Genomic DNA, 18697 nt, shown 5'->3' on the forward strand with positions numbered 1-18697 from the left:
TTCAAATTTGCTTTGCAATAAAAGTGCTGACTGAGGTAATTGATTCTTGATATTGTTCGTCTAATCCAACAGTAATTTCTACTTGAACCATTTCATCGTCACTGGTCTTAATGGTGCGTTGTTGCCAGTACCATAATCTGCCAGCCATTTCTTGTTCGCCTTTTTTATTATTTTTAATAGGCCAAGTGTTATCAATGTGCACTTGATTAAGGCGATTATTAGCGACCCAAGTAGCGAAGGTAATATCTTCAATTTGGCCCACACCAGTTAGATGGTCACTTGCTGCCTTCATAATGGCGGTGCCAGTCAGTGCAAAAATAAACAACGCAACTAATACTTCAAGTAAGGTCATCCCAGCGCTGTGTTTTTTGCCAATCACAAGCGAGGCATTAGGGCTCATCTAAAGGCCCTTCTACTGTTAACGGTGTGCTATCTTGACCATCGACGCGATAGTAACTTGGTAGGTCGCTACTAAAACTTGGTTCGTAAGCTAATGTGATGGAAAAAGGCGTAATTTCACCACTTGAAAAAATAAAAACTTGAGGAGGGTCTAATTTTTTTTCTTCCTCATCACCTATCTCCACACCTTCGTTAGATACAGAGAGTTCCTCATCAAATCCGTCACTACTAAAAAGGCTTTCTTCTGTTTCCCAAGGTAAGTCTGTTAAAGACAACTCTATGCTAAACATTTCAGGTAATTGATGTTCGTCAAAAGTGGTATCAAACTCTATTTTTTGCCACTCTTGTTCATCATCTAGGTACATAAAATAATAAATGTTGTCTTTATCTTCTACCCGCAGTCCCAGTTGTTTTTGATTGAGTACGGCGTAATCAGACGCCATATTGAATACTACTTGCAAACGTTGGGTTTGTTTTTTTAGTAAATCTTCACCGCTTTCGCCTGAATAACTTAGCACTACAGCACTGGTCGCGATACCCATGATAAACAACACCACCATGACTTCAATCAGGCTAAATCCTAGGTGTTTTGATAAGGGTGAACGCTTAGTGATCATAATTAGTTGGCGATAAAATAAACTAGTTTAAGTAGTCGCTAATATTCCAGTTGCCGATGTCATCTTCGGTGCCTGGTTCGCCATCTGGACCATTAGAAAAAATATCAATTTGTCCAAGTTCCCCAGGGCTGATCAATTGGTAAGGGTTATTCCAAGGATCATTTGGAAGGCGAGTAATGTAGCCGTTTTTTCTATAGTTGCGAGGAATTGGATCGACTGTAGGTTCGCTCACCAAAGCTTCTAAACCTTGCTCAGTTGTCGGGAAAACATTGTTACTTAATTTATACTGAGTTAGGGCGTTTTCTAAACTTTGGATATCAATGGCTGCAGATTTAAGTTGCGCTTCTTCCTGGTTGCCCAATATTTGCGGCGCGATCATACCCGCCATGATACCGATAATTAGTAAAACCACCATGACTTCAATAAGAGAAAAACCAGTGTTTTTGCGTTTGTTGTTTATAGAGTTGTGTTGTTTCATTACATGTTCACCATAGAGTTTAAAGCTAAAATAGGTTGTAGGATCGCCAGTACAATAAATAATACTACGCTTGCCATAGTCACAATTAGTATAGGTTCGAATATTTTGAGTGACACACCCACCAAAGATTCAAATTGTCTGTCTTGATTGTCTGCGGCGCGTCCTAACATTTGTTGTAATTCGCCACTTCGTTCACCTGATGCAATCATATGCATCATCATTGGTGGAAAAATTTTGGTTTGTTCTAGTGAAGCTCTTAAGCTCGACCCTTCTTTTACGAAACCTGCAGCGTTGTTGATTGCATCCCTTATATGTAGGTTTTCAAGCACTTCACTAGCTATACGCATACTTTCCAAAAGTGGCACCGCGCTAGAAGTCAAAATACTTAAGGTGCGTGCAAACCTTGCAGTATTTAAACCTTTTGAAAGGTTCCCGATTAGAGGTAACCCCAGAATAAATTTATGATAGCGTTTTTTCATTACAGGTTTTTGCAACATGCTGTTGATGATTACTGTGATTGTCATCACAACAACGGCTACCGCCAATCCATAAGTCCGCAAAAAATCACTGATATTAATCATTATCTGGGTAATGGTGGGCAATTCTTGCCCCATGTTTTGAAACTGACCAACAATTTTGGGTACTACAACTGTTAGTAGCAATATCACTATGGCAAAGGCAAAAAACATCATAATGCTTGGATAAACCATGGCTTGAGTGATTTGACTTTTTGTTTGTTGGCGTTTTTCTGTGTAATCAGCTAATCGATTTAGTACCGTATCTAGGTGTCCAGATTTTTCACCAGCTGCAACCATGGCGCGGAATAAATCGTCAAATACATGGGGAAACTCTGCCATTGCATCCGCTAAGGTGTGACCCTCCACTACTTTGCTTCGTACCGCCATCATCATATTTTTTTGACGTGGCTTTTCACATTGTTCAGCAACAGCGAGTAAGGCCTCTTCGATAGGCAGGGAAGCTTCAACTAATGTTGATAATTGGCGAGTTAATAGCGATAAATCTGCGGCAGATATGGTGTTTTTAAATAGCTTAAAGCTAGTCTGCGATTTGCGTTCTTTTTCAGCGACTTGGTCAACTTGCATAGGGATTAACCCTTTTTCGCGCAATTGTTGACGAATCTGCCTAGCATTGTCGCCTTCTAATACACCACTTTTATTTTTGCCACCTTTGTCCATGGCTTGATATGCAAAAGCTGCCATTTAATCTTCCCTTGTTACTCGTAACACTTCTTCAAGCGAAGTCATTCCTTGCAGCACTTTATTACAACCATCATCACGAATACTCGGTGTACTCTTACGGATATATTTTTCTATGGCTTGTTCACCGTGACCTGTATGTACTAGCTCTCGTATTCCTTCGTCTACTACTAACAATTCGTGAATACCGGTTCTGCCACGGTAACCAGTTTGATTACAAGCAGCGCAACCCTTAGGTGAATGGATTGCGTGACCTGCAGAATCAGCAGTGGTTAGCCCTAAAATCTGACGTTCTTGTTCACTAGGTGTATGCGGTACTTTACAATCTGGGCATAAAGTTCGCACCAAACGTTGCGACAATACAGCCAATAAACTGGAAGATAATAGGAAGGGTTCAATACCCATATCTTCCAAGCGCGTAATAGCGCCAGCAGCTGTATTCGTATGTAAAGTCGACATTACCAAGTGACCGGTCAAACTGGCTTGTACACTAATTTGAGCGGTTTCTAGATCTCGAATTTCACCTACCATGACTACATCAGGGTCTTGACGCAATATTGCTCTTAGGCCTCGAGCAAAGGTCATATCTACCTTGGCGTTTACCTGTGTTTGTCCAATGCCTTGCAAATCAAATTCGATTGGATCTTCAACCGTTAAAATATTACGGTCTTTGGAGTTAATTTCACTTAAACCCGCATACAAAGTGGTCGATTTACCCGAACCCGTAGGGCCTGTGACCAAGATAATACCGTGTGGTTTGTGCACTAGGTCAGAAAATACGTCTCGATTGGCCTTTGTCATACCTAGATCTTGAAGGTTCAGACGTACGTTATTTTTATCGAGTAAACGTAATACAACACGTTCGCCATGACTAGAAGGCATAGTAGAAACCCGCACATCTACTGCACGACCAGCAATACGCAAAGTAATACGCCCATCTTGCGGCACACGTTTCTCGGCGATGTCCATTTTCGACATAACTTTAATACGCGATACTAACATCGAGGCCATTTTGCGATTTGGCCGCAAAATTTCTCGTAATACACCATCAACTCTAAAACGCACTAATAGCTGGGTTTCAAAGGTTTCAATATGAATATCAGAAGCTCCTTCCTTGATGGCTTCGCCTAACATGGCGTTGATGAGCTTGATAATGGGCGCGTCATCTTCGCTTTCTAATAAATCTTCAGTATCAGGTAATTCTTCAGCTAGGCTAAATAAGTCACTCTCATTGCCTATGTCTTCCATTAGCTGTTTCGCTGCAGAAGAGTCCCGTTGAAATGCACTGGTTAATATGGATTCGAATTTATCTAGTTCGATTTCCTTAAGACGAAATTCTGCACCTAAAAAACGCCTAACTTCAGCAAATACAGGAAATTTAGTATTTTCTGTATGATACAAAATGGCCGGCTTTTCGCCAGTATCAAGCAGTACTTGATGACGTTTCGCAAAGCTAAATGCCAATTGTTTGTGCTCGGGCTCATCGATCGGTTTGTCCAGATCTGCACCTGATTCCAGCAAGGCCTGCTCTTCAGCATCCGCTGCGCTTAAATGTGCGGACGACATAACTAGTCTTTATCCTCTGTTTTATCTTTGTTAAGTAGGTAGTCTTCATAAGAAGGTGGCAGACTTAATTTTTCATCCCATTCAGGCAAAGAAGGACCATCAGTGAAAGGCATTAAAGGTATACCTTCAGCCTGACGTTTTAATTGTTCAGCGCGTATGTATTGATATTTTTTCTGACTAATATCATTCATAGTCACACCATCTCGTACAATGGTAGGGCGAATAAACACCATTAAGTTACGCTTACTGACGCTGGTGGATGTGGACTTAAACAAATGACCTAAAAGTGGGATGTCGCCTAATAAAGGTACTTTTGAAACACTTTCTTGTACTGCATCATCAATTAATCCTCCAAGTACTATGGTGCCACCATCGTCTACTATGACTGAGGTTTTAATTTCACGTTTATTAATGATTACGTCTACTGATGTGGCGCCGCTAACACTCGAGACTTCTTGTTCAATTAATAATTGTACTGCGTCACCCTCGTTAATTTGTGGAGTGACTTTTAATTTTATGCCCACTTCTTGACGATCAACAGACTGAAACGGGTTGGAGTTTGTCGAGCTCGCGGTCGAGCCAGTAATAATCGGTACTTCTTGACCCACTATAAAAAAGGCTTCTTCGTTATCCATAGTGGTAAGGTGTGGTGTAGCGAGAATATTCGAATTGGTATCTGTACTTACCGCTTGTAAAACTGCTCCCCAGCCGTTAGTGACACCACCTAATAAGAAGCCATTTACGCCACCTAATAATGAGGCTAGAGTGGTAAAATCACCTTCTTCAGTAGAGTCATAGGAATAGGGATCCCCGTCGTCGTCAAAGCCCGTTGTGGTAGTGGTACTATCTGTTGCTTGTTCTACTCCAATTGCCAGCTGGCCTATGCCTACTACACCGTTAGTAAACTGAGTGCCACCGCCTTTTTCGTTGGCCCACTGCACCCCTAAAGTGGTGCCGTCACCTTCAAACACTTCTACAATAATGGCCTCTACTTGCACTTGCGCGCGGCGTACATCTAACTTGCGTATTACTTCTTCTAGCGAACGCATCATATCGGGTTCAGCTGTTATCACTAGTGCGTTTGATTCTTGGTGAGACTCTATACTGACATCGCGAGCGCTAGATTGGCGGTTTTTAGTATTCGTTTGCCCATCAGCTTGAATGCTGGCGCTGACGCCTTGTAATACTTTGACTAGGTCTTCTGACTTGGCATAATTAAGGAAAATAACTCGAGTGTTGCCATTGGATTCTAACTCCGAGTCCATGCGCTGAATTAGGTTAACTATTCTAGTTCGAGCTTTTACATCACCACTGACTATTATGCTATTGGTTCGATCGTCGGCCACCACTCTAGGTGCTGACTTATCACTCGCGTTAGTTTTACCTTGGGATTTGTTGATGCTTTCGATGATACGCACTAGTTCAGTGGCAGAAGCGTACTTCAATTCCACTATTTCAACTTCTTCATCACCCGCTTGGTCTACTCGTTCTATTATTTCTACCAAACGATTAACCACTGCTGCGCGGCCTGTAAGCATCATGACATTTGACGGGTCGTGACTCACTACGTTACCACCACCGGCGGTATCATTTAGTTGGCGAAGTAATGGAGCAAGTTCTCTTACTGGTACGTTATACACTGGTACAACGCGAGTGATCATTTCATCACCATCAAGTAAGTTTTCGCCTACCACCGGAATGTTCGAAGATTTTGCGTCTTTAGAGCGGATGACCTTGATTACACCACTTGACATTTCTATTGCAGAATAACCATAGACTTGTAATACGTTTAGGAAAAACTGGTAATACTGATCTTCAGTTAACAGGTCATAACTACGAACCGTTATTTTGCCCCTAACATTGGGATCAACAATGATGGTTCTTTTAAGGTTTTTACCCACAATGTTGATAAACTCGCCAATTTCAGTGTCTTTAAAATTTGGGGAATAATCTGCTGCGGCTACTAGGCTCGAAACAGCAAAAAACGCGCTACCAACAGCAAGGAGTAATCCTTTGAATAAATTCGAGCGTTTGCGAACAATCAGACGATTGCGTGACTTAAAGATCATGTTTCAGGTTCCTCTTCCCCTTGGGGTAGATCAAGGTAAATAGTAATAAGTTCATCTGCGCGTTGCACAGTCATTTGCAAAGATTGTAACTCTTTGAGCATGTTCATCGCTTCTAGCGCTTGTTGCATATCGGTTAAATCTAAGCCATTTATGTCGGTGATCACGTCACCCGTTTTTAATCCTGCGGCCTCAAACAGAGCCGGTTTTTTACCGGGGCTGACTTGGTATCCAGTCAACTCTCCATTAGGGCGGTATGGCGATACACTGATGTAATCAATAAAGTTCGCCGGTTGTTGTTGTAAATTTCTGCTTGCTTGGATAGCTGCGTCGGATAATGTGTGGCGTTCAGAATCAGAATTATTCTTTGGAGTATTCTCTTCAGGTTCTTTACTCACTACTTGCAAGACATTTTTCTTATAATCCACACCATCTAACATTAAGGTTTCACTGGTGGCGCCATTCTTGATAATGACGCGATCAGGATAAACTTTTTGCAGTGAAGCGTTAGTACCTTCAATTTTTTCACCAATTCCATAGGTTTGTTGTAGTTTGCGATTCTCAATAATTGCAGCACCATCGTCCTCTGTGGTACTTGCCACCACGCCGGTTAGGGTCAAACTAAGCCTAGTGACTGGTGCGTCGGTGACTTCTTTCTCAACTACAGGTGCCGCATTATAATTGCCAAAAAGGTTGAGTTGTTTGATGTCAGCCAAATTTAAATTGTTATCAGAACGTTGTTGTTTAACAGGTTGTCCGATAGACATATTATCTAACCTAGTGTTACTAGCAGGTTGGGGCCATAAACGCCATGTCAGTTCTGCGGCATAAGCAAGTAAAAAAATCGCCAATAGCATTACCACCAACAAATTTATTTTTTGTTGGTTTTTGACTAGTTGGAGCCATAATTGATTAGCGGTATGATTAACGACTGTCATTGTCTCTCGGTGGGATATTTAAAATTAAAGCTTAACTCAGCAATGATAACTAGTAGGGACAAAGGCGACAACCTTAATCTTCGATCGTTACAAAAAATTACAAATTTAAAGAGTCTAACCTATGCAAAAAACCCCTGATAAAAGCAAAAATGTACGCTTAGACAAGTGGCTTTGGGCTGCACGCTTTTATAAAACCCGTTCTCTTGCCAGAGACGCTGTACAATCTGGCAAAGTACAATACAACGGGCAACGCAGTAAACCTGGCAAAATAGTAGAGTTGGGAGCAACCATAAAAGTTCCCCAAGGTTATGATTTAAAAGATGTTGTGGTAATGCAGTTACAAGAACAGCGACAGGGAGCGCCATTAGCGCAATTAATGTACAAAGAAACCTCGGCCAGTGAATCCTTACGTGCAAGAAACGCAGAAGCACGTAAACTTAGCATTTTTCATAGTCCTAGACCTGACCATCGACCAGACAAAAAGCAGCGTCGCCAAATCATTCAATTTAAACAACAGTAATTCGCAAGGTAAATAATATGGCATTTGACCAACTTCATCGGTATTTATTCAATCAAGGCAATGTTAGAGGTGAAATGGTGCGCCTAGAAAAAAGTTACCAAGCGATTTTGGATTCGTATCCCTACCCGCCTGTTATACAGCAGCTCTTGGGGGAGTTGATGGCCGCCGCAAGTTTATTAACCGCCACGTTAAAATTTGAAGGAGATATTGCCATTCAAATTCAAGGAGAGGGGCCACTTAGTTACGCAGTAATCAACGGCACACACAATCAACAATTAAGAGGCGTTGCCCGTTGGGATGAAGCATTAATAGAATTGCCTACAAACTTTAGCGATTTAGTACAAAAAGGGGTGCTGGTGATCACTATTACTCCTGAACATGGTGAGCGCTATCAAGGCATGGTGGCATTAGATAAACCGACTTTGGCAGAATGTATCGAAGGTTATTTTCAACAATCCGAACAACTCGCCACCAAGGTGATTTTACGAACGCAATTGGTTGAAAATCAAGCCAAAGCCTGTGGTATGTTCTTACAAATTTTGCCTACTAGCAGTCAAGCTACAGATAAAGTTGATACAGCCTTTGAGCACCTAAGCGCCTTAACTGAAACCATTAAAAATGAAGAGTTATTTGAATTGCCAGCTAATGATATTTTACACCGTTTATATCATCAAGAAGACATAGAATTGTATCCTGCTACTGAAGTGGTTTTTAAATGTAATTGCAGCAAAGAGCGCAGCGCCAATGCGCTTTCAGGAATAAGTAAAGAAGAGTTGTTGGATATAATCGCCAAAGACGGCGACATAAAAATGAATTGCCAATATTGCCATACCGAATATAGTTTTGATGCCATTGATGTAGAAAGTATTCATGCGGGTACTTTTAATATTCCTGTTGGGCAAGGCTAGTTGTTGAGTCTTAATTGATGTTAACGTTTGACCTGAGGTTTAGCTAGCATCGATTTTAGTAAGGACAGTTGAGTGTTTATTGAAAAAATTAGGCATGTAATCACTGAAAAATGCGCTTTTTTGATTTTTTTCATGACGTCATTGGCGACCATAGTTAGACCACTACTGATTCAGCAAGACGTTTTATTTACTTATGTTGGGATAGTGAATTCAGTGGCAATGGGTAGTGTATTTTTTTATTTAAAATACACTACGCCTAAGTCTTGGCACCCTCTGTTATTCGTCAATGTAGGTATACTGGTGTTAGCCCCTATCACATTCGTGTCTGGTGGTATAAACAGTCAATTCGCCTATTTATTTCCTATTATTCCCATTTTTATCGCCTTGGTCAGTAATGCAAAATATACATGGTTGACTGGACTGACTGTCATCACGGTTGTGATTGGTTTGTTTTTGAGTGTTGGCGTTTTTCCAGATTATACCTTTGAAAATGTACCTCAGGCTAAAACCAAGTCAAGGGCAGTTTGGTTGTGTTTGGCCGTGTTAATGGCAACAAAACTAGGGGTTGAATTTAATCGAATTTACGGAGCTTTAGGCGATCAAATTAGTAAACAAGCCGAGACTGATTTGTTAACTGGGCTCAATAACCGCCGTTCAGTGATGAGCTTTGTACAAACGGCAATTGATCAAGCGAAACAAGAAAATAGTGCTATGTCAGTAATGATGATAGATCTTGATCACTTTAAAACAATTAACGACAGTCATGGTCATTTGGCTGGAGATCTCTGTTTGAAGCAAGTTGCCCAATTGATAAAACAAAATGTACGCAATAACAGTGACTTAGCGGGCAGGTTTGGGGGGGAAGAGTTTATTGTGGTGATTAAAGATATTGACAAACAAACCGCCCATGACATTGCAAATAATATTCGCCTGAGTATCGAACAAGCAAGCATCAATTTGAACAATAATCTCAAACTAAAAGTAACGGCCACCATAGGCATTTGTGTGCTCAAAGGAGAACAACTTTCTAGTGTCGAACATTGTGTGGATTTAGCAGATAAAGCGTTGTATCAAGGTAAAAAAGAAGGCAGAAATCGAATCGTCATGAGTTGATAAGACTCATTTGTTTGATAATCCTATTCGGCTTCAAAAAGCCATTGTTGAGTGTATTCAAGTAATCTATTCATATATCAAGCGCAAACAGGTTAATATCTTGGAAATTCCAATACAGCATCGAGTTTTATGAAAAAAATTGACCTTAAAAGTTGGAATAGAAAACAACACTTTGAGTTTTATTCCCAGTTTAAACAACCGTTTTTTAATGTGTGCGCCACAGTTGATGTCGCTAACACTCTAAATTATTGCAAACAAAATCATCTTTCTTATTTTATTTGTTCGTTATTTCTTCTCGGATACACAGCCAATCAAATTGAAGCGTTTAGGTATCGAATCAATGATAACGAAGTCGATATCCACGACAATTTAGAATTAAGTTGTACTGTGCTTAATAAGGATGAAAGTTTCAGTTTTTGTGAATTCGGTGAGTGTACAAATTTCGATTCGTTTTACCAAGATGCGACCCAACAACTAGAAAGAGTAAAAAACGGTTTCAAGTCTTTGGTTTCATCCAATCAACAGCATAATAAGATCTTTTGTTCAGTATTACCTTGGTTGCATTTCACTAGTTTCGCCCATGCGCAAAAACAAGATAAACATGACTCGATACCCAGAATTGTTATGGGAAAATATAAACGTACTCACAATGAAATATTGATGCCTGTGTCAGTAGAAGTACATCATGCGCTAGTTGACGGCTTACATGTAGGGCAGTACTTTGAAAAGTTACAACAGAATTTTGCGGATTTTTTTATTCGCAAGTAAATCTAATCGTCAAGCAATAAATAGTTAAGTTTAATGGTGTTGTTTCATTAATGTTGGGGCGACTCTTGTTCGTTATCAACTATGCCTTCTGCTCGCATCACCGGGTAACCAAAATTCATCCAACCAAATATACCTTCATACAATACCGCAGTTTTGCTGTAACCCAGCTCTCTGAGTTGCTTAACGACATACTCTGTGGCTGCTCTTGGGCATGAGCAGTAACCTACGATTTGCACATCTTTGGGTAGATCTTTTAGGTGGCCTTCTAACTCAGTGTAATACGGAAAGGGTATTGCACCCTCAATATGGGCTCTTTGCCACACTGAGGCAACTCGTGTATCCAGCAAAACCATTTTCTTTTTATCTAATATGGCTTGATATAAATCTTTAGAGGAGACGTACATTCCTTGGTCTAACGTAAAAACTGGGTCGTCATTTTCTGGATTAAGAATATATTGGTCGGGGTTAGGCATTGCACTTAACATCACTTTTTCAGCCTTCCAACCGCTTGCTTTACTGCGGATAAACGCTGTGACATTGTCGATGTCCGCAGCTGATAATTTCTCGTCAAAAGCTACCATTGGTGTGTCTTGACGACCGTTTTCTATGGCGTAACGAATAAATTCGTCTTTGTTATGCGCTAAGGCAGATTGATTGCCTAAGGCGGGTGCATTGACTCCTTCGCCATTTTTACCGTGACAAGAAGCGCAGTTTTCTTGATATACCTGCTCGCCCCTTATGATATCTCCTTGAACAGGGTTTTCAGATAACTTTATCCGTTGGGCACTTGATTGCCAGAATAACCAATAGGTTAAATCCCAAACTTCATCTAGTGTCATCGGTCCACCCATTTCATCAAGGTAACCTCCCATGGCGGTACCTTCTCGTCCATATGAAATAGGTCGCAGAATGGAATGGGGGACACCGGATTCAAATAAACTCTTAGCGCGCAGAGAAGGTGCATGGTCATTTTTGTGTCCTTCACGGTTTTCACCGTGACATAAAACACAATATTTTTGGTAATTAGCTGCTGCAGTTGCGGCTTGTTCTAGGCTTAGCTCTCGAGGAGGAGCTTGTTTTTCATAGATTTTTTTTGCAACAGCAATATTTGATATGGTTAGATGGGCTAACGCCATTGCGACTGCAATTTGCTTGAGAAGTATGCTCATGCTCTAAGTCCTTTAGTTAATGAGCCAGTTAACCCATTACTTGATAACCAATAGTGACAGTCGCAATTAAGCCCCCTTGCGCATGATTTTGCAACGTAACTTTGCCTGAGTGCATTTCAACTATACGTTTTATAATCGCTAAACCTAGCCCTGAACCCAAGCTTCCTCTGGCTTTGTCACCCTGCGTAAATGGTTCAAAAAGGTTCTGTATTTGCTCATCTGGAATACCTGGACCAAAATCACGAATCGAGAAACATAACTGTTTGTCTTTTTTACTATGTCGAGAAGTGATTTCGATATTGTCACTGCCATAACGAAAGGCGTTTTCAATCAAATTATCTAACACTCTTTTTAGGGCGACACGCCTTATGAGTGTTTTAGGTAATGGCGCTAGGTCTAGTTTGATTTTGTGATTTTCTTCAATGTTTCTGACTTGTGCGGCATCTCGTATTAAATCATTTAAGTTACTTTCTTCCATGCATTCTTGTTGGTCTTGGCGCACATAATCAATAAATTGGTCGATAATTTCATTCATATCCTCAATATCGTGAACAATGCCTTCTTTTACCCAATCTTGTGACTCAGGTAACATCTCCGAGGCCAACCTTATACGCGTAAGTGGAGTACGTAGGTCGTGAGAGATCCCTGCGGTCAGTAGGGCTCGGTCATCTTCCAATTGTTTGATACCTTTCGACATTTGATTAAATGCATGGGTTACTGCTATTAGTTCGCTAGAACCTTCCTCTTTCAAAGGTTTGGGTACTTGGCCGCGTCCTACTAACAAGGCTGCGTCTTGTAGGGCTTTTAAGGGGCGGTTTAAGCGCCGCACAAAAATTAGACTGCCACCTACACTCAGAATGCCAATCATTAATAGGTAAACCAAATGCGGAGAGCCATCGCCTTGCCCTAAACCCACCATAGGTATAGTGATCCAAATATCAGGATTTTGCGGAGGATTGATCCAATACAAATAGGGTTCGCCATGGGTGATCCTGACTTTTGCCTCACCACCTAAACTATCTGACATTTGCCTAGACCAAGACTGGTACGGAGTGGCTTGTTCTAAGCCGTTTTTAACGGCGTCAGAGTAGTTATAAACCTGCATTCCGGCAGCTTGATAAAAATGGGTATCTAACTGTGGAGTATGACTATCAATATCTTCAACAAAAGCCAGCTTGATTTGTGTGGCAAGTAAGTTATTGATTTGCTGTACATTTGGGCTAACGAAATAAAAGGTCACTGAAACTAAAGACACAACTTGGTTGATAAACAGCAAAATACCTATCAACAGAACAGTTTGGCCAAAGGCACTTTTGGGTAGAAATCTCACTTTATTTTACGCAGGGCTACTCTCACCATCAGGTACAAATACGTAACCTAGGCCCCAAACTGTTTGTATATAACGAGGATTGGCAGGATCTTCTTCAAGCATTCGGCGCAATCGAGAAACCTGCACATCGATACTGCGTTCTAAAGCACTATAGTCTCGGCCCCGTGCTAAATTCATTAATTTATCGCGAGACAAGGGTTCTCTAGGATGAGTCACTAGGGATTTAAGCACTGCAAATTCGCCACTAGTAAGTGTCATCGCTTGTCCATCAACATTCATTTCTCTGGTGCCTAGATTAAGCGAGTACTTACCAAATTCTATTATTTGTTCTTCTAAAGAGGGGGCTCCCGGTGCCTCGATAGTTTTGCGGCGCAACACGGCTTTGATTCTGGCGAGTAACTCTCTAGGATTAAAAGGTTTTGGAAGATAATCGTCTGCCCCCATTTCTAGACCAATAATACGGTCAACTTCATCACCTTTAGCTGTTAGCATTATGATCGGAATTTCGTTTTCTTTTTGACGTAAACGGCGACAGATAGTCAAACCGTCTTCACCCGGTAACATTAAATCAAGCACCATAAGATGAAAATTCTCACGCTCCAAAAATCGATCCATTTGTTCAGAATTGGCCGCAGCTCTAACCTGAAAACCCTGTTCGACTAAGTAACGTTCTAACAAGCTACGTAGACGCATGTCGTCATCCACGACTAAAATTTTTGTAGTTTCTTGACCCATGACAAATCCAAAGTGTATTACGCAATTACGTACACTATATGTGAAAGACTGTTAATTCAAAAGGTTGCCGTTATGTCAAAGGGGGATGGATTGTTACAAAGTTTGTCATAAGTTTCGCTTTAGTTAATTTTCCAGTGATTTTCAGCGAATTGTGTTGGCTCATCCAAAGTAAGTCAGTTTATTTATCGACTAATCACTAAAACCTCGTTATTTTATGAAAATTAAGTGTTGTAAAATTGTTAATGCCATTACATTGTTACTGGCTAAATTGGCAATGCAACTATCGTCATTCAATTAAGTAAACGGTGAAAGTATGAGTAATTCTCGGCGTAAATTATTACAGGGCATGGCGTTATCAAGCGCAGCAGTCATTGCTGGCAAAGTTGTGGCTGCATCTGAGCCAAGTGTTTCGAAGCACAGTAATAATGGACTCAAGGGTAATGTTAAGCATTCAGTAAGTCGTTGGACTTATGGTGATTTAGACATAGAACAACTTTGCGTATTGGTTAAGTCGCTAGGATTTAGCGCCATTGATTTAGTCGGGCCTGAAGACTGGCCTTCTCTCAAAAAGCATAATATTGATTCGTCTATGTGTAATGGCGCAGAGTTAAATTTGGTTGATGGTTGGATCCACCCAGAATTTCATGATGAGTTAACACGTCGATATCTTGCTCATATCGAACTCGTATCTCAAGCTGGGTATAAAAACTTAGTGTGTTTTAGTGGTAACGCTAGGGGAATGGACCCCGAACAAGGATTAAAGAATGCGGTAGAAGGTTTACGGCGAATTCTTCCTGCTGCCCAAAAACAGGGTGTCATGATTCAAATGGAGCTTTTCAACAGTAAAATCGACCACCCAGATTATATGGCAGATAACTCAGCTTGGGGTATCGAGTTATGCAAACAACTGGATTCACCTAACTTCAAGTTGCTTTACGACATTTATCACATGCAAATAAATGAGGGCGATATCATTCGAACTATTGGTGACAACCATCAGTATTTTGGACATTACCATACTGCCGGCGTACCCGGACGAAATGAAATAGACGATACACAAGAGCTATTTTATCCGGCGATTGTAAAAGCGATTTTAAAAACTGGATATCAAGGGTATTTAGCACAAGAGTTTATCCCAACTCCCAATACTCCAGAAGGGCGAGCAGAGTCGTTAAGGCAAGCTATCCACATATGTGATGTTTAGTAACCAATAGTAACTAGTTTATAAAAACGGGAAAAATTTATGGCGACGAATGAGTACGACGCAATAGTAGTGGGTTCTGGTATCAGCGGAGGTTGGGCGGCTAAAGAACTAGCCGAAAAAGGCCTAAAAGTATTAATGCTTGAACGTGGTCGCAATATCGAACACATCAAAGACTATACCAACGCAATGCACGAAACCTGGGACTATCCTCATAGAGGATTACCTACCCAGCAAATGAAAGCGGATAACCCTAAGCTGGCTCGTGAATACACCTTAAATGAAATGACCAGTGGAATGTGGGCTAACGATAAAGAACACCCCTACACTGAAGTGAAACGTTTTGACTGGTTCAGAGGTTATCACTTAGGTGGACGCTCTTTACTTTGGGGGCGTCAAAGTTATCGCTGGAATGCCGAGGATTTTACGGCCAATTTAAAAGACGGCATTGCGGTCGATTGGCCAATTCGCTACTCAGACATAGCACCTTGGTATGACTATGTTGAGAAATTTGCGGGTATAGCTGGTACCCAAGAAGGCTTAGATGTATTACCAGATGGTCAATTCTTACCACCAGTGCCGCTAAATGTCGTTGAAAAAGATGTAGCCAAACGTATTGAGAAAGTTTACAAAGGTATGCGCCACCTTATCCATAGCCGCACCGCTAATATCACTCAACCCATGCCCGAGCAAAACCGAGTTGGTTGTCAATATAGAAACAAATGTTGGCTAGGTTGTCCCTTTGGTGGTTATTTTAGTACTCAATCTTCTACCCTACCTGTAGCAATGAAAACCGGTAATCTCACCGTCAGACCCTTTTCTATCGTGACTAAAGTGCTGTACGACAAAAACACTAAAAAAGCCACGGGTGTTGAGGTGTTAGATGCTGAAACCAATTTAACCTATGAGTTTACAAGTAAAATTATTTTCTTAAATGCTTCCACTTTAAATTCTACTTGGATAATGATGAACTCTGCCACTGATGTGTGGGATAAAGGATTAGGCTCAAGTTCCGGGGAGCTGGGTCATAATGTGATGGATCATCACTTAGCTGTTGGCGCACACGGCAGCATCGAAGGTTTTGAGGACAAATATTATTCAGGTAAACGACCCTGTGGATTTTACATTCCAAGATTTCGTAATTGGGGTAAAGACAAACGAGATTATATCCGTGGTTTTGGTTACCAGGGCTCAGCATCTCGATCAAGTTGGCAACAAAATGTGGCTGAATTAGGTATAGGAGCTGACTTTAAAAATGCTTTGGCAGAACCTGGTTCATGGAATATTGGCATGGGTGGTTTCGGCGAGATTTTGGCCGACCACAGAAATAAAGTGACATTGGACAAAAGTGTAAAAGACAAATGGGGACTGCCTGTTTTATCCATGGATGCGGAATTGCAGGCAAATGAATTACGTATGCGCAAGGATATGAAACAAGATGCAGTCGAAATTTTAGAGGCGGCGGGCGCTAAAAATGTACAAGGTTGGGATGGGGCATCGCCTATAGGAAAAGGGATCCATGAAATGGGCACCGCCAGAATGGGGAGAGATCCCAAAACCTCTGTACTGAATAAACACAACCAAATTTGGGATGCCCCCAATGTTTTTGTGACTGATGGTGCGTGTATGACTTCGGCATCTTGTGTTAATCCTTCTTTAACTTATATGGCCTTAACCGCCAGAGCTGCGCATTACGCTGTTGAAGAACTTAACAAGAGGAACCTATGATGCAAAGACGTGATTTGTTAAAGATGATCATGGCCACCACAGGTGTGGCTATGGTAGGTGGCAATGCTTTAGCTTACGAATTGAAAAGCAAAGTGCCGTTAACTGATACGGTATTTAAATCAGACGATCTTCTTTTGTTTAATGAAATTGCCGAAGTCATTTTGCCTCGTACTAACACTCCCGGCGCGAAAGACGTGAACGCTGGTCTAATGGCACTTATAATAGCGAATGACTGTTATACCTCTCGAGAACGTGACACCTTGGTGAAAGGGCTACATTCCCTCAATAAAAATGTTGAAAAAAGTTATGGTTCACCTTATTTATTATTGAGCAGCATTGAGAAAACAGAATTCATCAATCAACTGGATGCTGCAGCTAAAGACTATAATCATCAACAAAATATCTACTATCTATCGAATACTCCTTACGACAGAGAAAGTAGCGATGAAAAGCCGCTTCCACATTATTTTACCTTGATTAAGCAGTTAACCTTGTTTAGTTTTTTTACCTCAAAGGAGGCGGCGACTCAAGTGTTACGCTACGAGGCTGTTCCGGGTAAATATAACGGTGAATTAGATTACAAAAAAGGTGATAGAGCCTGGTTTTAATAAACCTGCGTAACTAGGTTACTTTATTACAAAAAGGCGCTGTCAATCAGCGCCGAGTCCGCAGGTTTTATGGGTAATAGAATAATTTAATAGCTAGCTTTAGGTTGTAATTAGAAAGGCACTAACCTTAAAAGAATTTTTTACCAGTAAGCGCCAAGTACATCGCAAAAACACCCACCAATGAATAAATTACTTCAAAAAAACTAACCTCACCTTGGGTCTGGTTTATTAACATTGAAATAATCATTGCAGCCAAAATCAGTGAAGGTAACGCAATAATACCAATCAATACGCGGACCTTTAATGATAATTTAGGTTCAGTATTCATAGGTACTTCCGTTATTTTTCACTGACCCAGTCCATCTGAAAACCAGCACGGCGTTTTTTGTCCAACAATTCTTCTAGCAGTGGCATGAGGATCAATTCCATCGCAAGACCCATTTTTCCACCAGGTACAACAATAGTATTGATGCGAGACATAAATGACCCGTCAATCATTTTGAGCAAATAGGGGTAGTCGACATTTTTCATTTCCCGTCGAAAACGTACTACAACGAAACTTTCGTCTTGGCTGGGGATTTCTCTAGCGCTGAAAGGGTTAGAGGTATCCACTGTGGGAACACGTTGAAAGTTGACATGAGTGCGAGAAAACTGGGGAGTGATGTATTTAAAATAGTCGTCGAGACTACGTACTATACTGCTCATTACCGCTTCACGAGAATGCCCCCGGTCGGTGGTATCTCTGACTATTTTTTGGATCCATTCCAAATTAACTATCGGTACCATGCCCACTAATAAGTCGACGTGTTTAGCTACATCTACTTCGTCGTTGGTGACGCCGCCGTGCAATCCCTCGTAAAATAGAACGTCTGTATTTTCAGGTAAATCTTGCCAAGGCGTAAAGGTTCCGGGCATTTGATTAAAAGGCACAGCCTCGTCAAAAGTATGTAAATACTGACGGTGCTTGCCCATGCCAGTTTCAGCATATTCGGTAAACAATGTTTCAAGCATTTCAAAGTCATTGGCTTTGGGACCAAAATAACTAATGTGCTTGCCTTGTTCTTGTGCTTTGCGGATCTCCACTTCCATCTCTGGACGAGTAAACCGGTGGAAGCTATCCCCTGCCACCACAGCTGCATTGACCGACAAGTTCCGAAAAATATGTCTAATGGCATTGGTAGTCATAGTTGTGCCGGCACCAGACGAACCAGTGATAGCGATTATAGGGTGTTTTACAGACATTCAACGCACTTTGCTTGTTTAATGGATGTCTTTTATAAGCAAGCTTGGCACACCGGTCAAGTGTTAGTTATTTTTGAGCGACTGAAAAATAGTC

General features: G+C 41.1%; 19 protein-coding genes. 7 read left to right on the forward strand and 12 right to left on the reverse strand.

The window, feature by feature from the left end; translation table 11 throughout:
- Position 1: 1 nt before the first annotated feature.
- Genes gspI through gspC form a run of 7 tightly spaced genes read right to left on the reverse strand, consistent with a single transcriptional unit; the run spans position 2 to position 7281 of the window.
- A complete protein-coding gene (gene gspI, locus KO534_RS21080; protein WP_215933008.1) occupies positions 2 to 400 on the reverse strand; it encodes a type II secretion system minor pseudopilin GspI in 399 nt (132 codons plus the stop codon).
- Positions 390 to 1016 carry a type II secretion system minor pseudopilin GspH gene (gene gspH, locus KO534_RS21085; protein WP_215933010.1) on the reverse strand — a complete coding sequence of 209 codons (627 nt, stop codon included), beginning with the start codon at positions 1014 to 1016 and terminating at the stop codon, positions 390 to 392. The genes gspI and gspH overlap by 11 nt, the downstream gene beginning before the upstream one ends.
- 22 nt (positions 1017 to 1038) lie before the next feature.
- A complete protein-coding gene (gene gspG / locus KO534_RS21090; RefSeq protein ID WP_215933012.1) occupies positions 1039 to 1494 on the reverse strand; it encodes a type II secretion system major pseudopilin GspG in 456 nt (151 codons plus the stop codon).
- Positions 1494 to 2714: a type II secretion system inner membrane protein GspF gene (gene gspF / locus KO534_RS21095; RefSeq protein WP_215933014.1), complete on the reverse strand. Its 1221-nt coding sequence runs from the start codon at positions 2712 to 2714 to the stop codon at positions 1494 to 1496. Before gspF ends, gspG begins: the two co-directional genes overlap by 1 nt.
- A complete protein-coding gene (gspE, locus tag KO534_RS21100; RefSeq protein WP_252732333.1) occupies positions 2715 to 4277 on the reverse strand; it encodes a type II secretion system ATPase GspE in 1563 nt (520 codons plus the stop codon).
- Between the two features lie 2 nt (positions 4278 to 4279).
- Positions 4280 to 6346, reverse strand: coding sequence for a type II secretion system secretin GspD (gene gspD, locus KO534_RS21105; RefSeq protein WP_215933016.1), 2067 nt, complete (start codon positions 6344 to 6346; stop codon positions 4280 to 4282).
- Positions 6343 to 7281 carry a type II secretion system protein GspC gene (gspC, locus tag KO534_RS21110; RefSeq protein ID WP_215933018.1) on the reverse strand — a complete coding sequence of 313 codons (939 nt, stop codon included), beginning with the start codon at positions 7279 to 7281 and terminating at the stop codon, positions 6343 to 6345. The genes gspD and gspC overlap by 4 nt, the downstream gene beginning before the upstream one ends.
- A gap of 121 nt (positions 7282 to 7402) precedes the next feature.
- Here gspC and hslR point away from each other — a divergent pair, with 121 nt between their 5' ends.
- The 4 genes from hslR (at position 7403) to KO534_RS21130 (ending at position 10590) form a co-directional block, all read left to right on the forward strand.
- Positions 7403 to 7801: a ribosome-associated heat shock protein Hsp15 gene (gene hslR, locus KO534_RS21115; RefSeq protein ID WP_215933020.1), complete on the forward strand. Its 399-nt coding sequence runs from the start codon at positions 7403 to 7405 to the stop codon at positions 7799 to 7801.
- 17 nt (positions 7802 to 7818) lie between these two features.
- Positions 7819 to 8709, forward strand: a complete 891-nt coding sequence (gene hslO / locus KO534_RS21120) for an Hsp33 family molecular chaperone HslO (protein WP_215933022.1) — start codon at positions 7819 to 7821, stop codon at positions 8707 to 8709.
- Between the two features lie 72 nt (positions 8710 to 8781).
- Positions 8782 to 9822, forward strand: coding sequence for a GGDEF domain-containing protein (locus KO534_RS21125; RefSeq protein ID WP_215933024.1), 1041 nt, complete (start codon positions 8782 to 8784; stop codon positions 9820 to 9822).
- Positions 9823 to 9951: 129 nt separating this feature from the next.
- Positions 9952 to 10590, forward strand: coding sequence for a chloramphenicol acetyltransferase (locus KO534_RS21130; protein WP_215933026.1), 639 nt, complete (start codon positions 9952 to 9954; stop codon positions 10588 to 10590).
- Between the two features lie 47 nt (positions 10591 to 10637).
- Here KO534_RS21130 and KO534_RS21135 read toward each other — a convergent pair whose 3' ends face one another.
- The 3 genes from KO534_RS21135 to ompR are packed head-to-tail and all read right to left on the reverse strand — an operon-like array spanning position 10638 to position 13824.
- Entirely contained in the window at positions 10638 to 11759 is a 1122-nt protein-coding gene (locus KO534_RS21135) for a c-type cytochrome (RefSeq protein WP_215933028.1), read from the reverse strand.
- Positions 11760 to 11787: 28 nt separating this feature from the next.
- Complete coding sequence (envZ, locus tag KO534_RS21140) at positions 11788 to 13089, reverse strand: two-component system sensor histidine kinase EnvZ (RefSeq protein WP_215933030.1); 1302 nt, start codon at positions 13087 to 13089, stop codon at positions 11788 to 11790.
- A 6-nt stretch (positions 13090 to 13095) separates the two neighbouring features.
- Positions 13096 to 13824 (reverse strand): osmolarity response regulator transcription factor OmpR, encoded by a 729-nt coding sequence (ompR, locus tag KO534_RS21145; RefSeq protein WP_215933033.1) that lies wholly within the window; start codon positions 13822 to 13824, stop codon positions 13096 to 13098.
- A 313-nt stretch (positions 13825 to 14137) separates the two neighbouring features.
- Between ompR and KO534_RS21150 the strand changes: the two genes are divergently transcribed.
- The 3 genes from KO534_RS21150 to KO534_RS21160 are packed head-to-tail and all read left to right on the forward strand — an operon-like array spanning position 14138 to position 17361.
- On the forward strand, positions 14138 to 15028 hold the full coding sequence (locus KO534_RS21150; RefSeq protein ID WP_215933036.1) for a hydroxypyruvate isomerase family protein: 891 nt from the start codon (positions 14138 to 14140) through the stop codon (positions 15026 to 15028).
- Positions 15029 to 15067: 39 nt separating this feature from the next.
- The gene (locus KO534_RS21155) at positions 15068 to 16753 is read left to right on the forward strand and encodes a GMC oxidoreductase (protein ID WP_215933038.1); all 1686 of its coding nucleotides are present in this window, start codon (positions 15068 to 15070) and stop codon (positions 16751 to 16753) included.
- A complete protein-coding gene (locus tag KO534_RS21160; protein WP_252732334.1) occupies positions 16750 to 17361 on the forward strand; it encodes a gluconate 2-dehydrogenase subunit 3 family protein in 612 nt (203 codons plus the stop codon). The genes KO534_RS21155 and KO534_RS21160 overlap by 4 nt, the downstream gene beginning before the upstream one ends.
- A gap of 127 nt (positions 17362 to 17488) precedes the next feature.
- Here the strand turns inward: KO534_RS21160 and KO534_RS21165 are convergent, their stop codons facing one another.
- Both KO534_RS21165 and KO534_RS21170 read right to left on the reverse strand, forming a co-directional pair.
- Positions 17489 to 17689: a hypothetical protein gene (locus tag KO534_RS21165; protein WP_215933040.1), complete on the reverse strand. Its 201-nt coding sequence runs from the start codon at positions 17687 to 17689 to the stop codon at positions 17489 to 17491.
- An 11-nt stretch (positions 17690 to 17700) separates the two neighbouring features.
- Positions 17701 to 18603 (reverse strand): phosphoribulokinase, encoded by a 903-nt coding sequence (locus KO534_RS21170; protein WP_215933042.1) that lies wholly within the window; start codon positions 18601 to 18603, stop codon positions 17701 to 17703.
- Between the last annotated feature and the right edge of the window lie 94 nt (positions 18604 to 18697).

The sequence above is a fragment of the Paraglaciecola arctica genome (assembly GCF_018861065.1).
Classification (GTDB): domain Bacteria; phylum Pseudomonadota; class Gammaproteobacteria; order Enterobacterales; family Alteromonadaceae; genus Paraglaciecola; species Paraglaciecola arctica_B.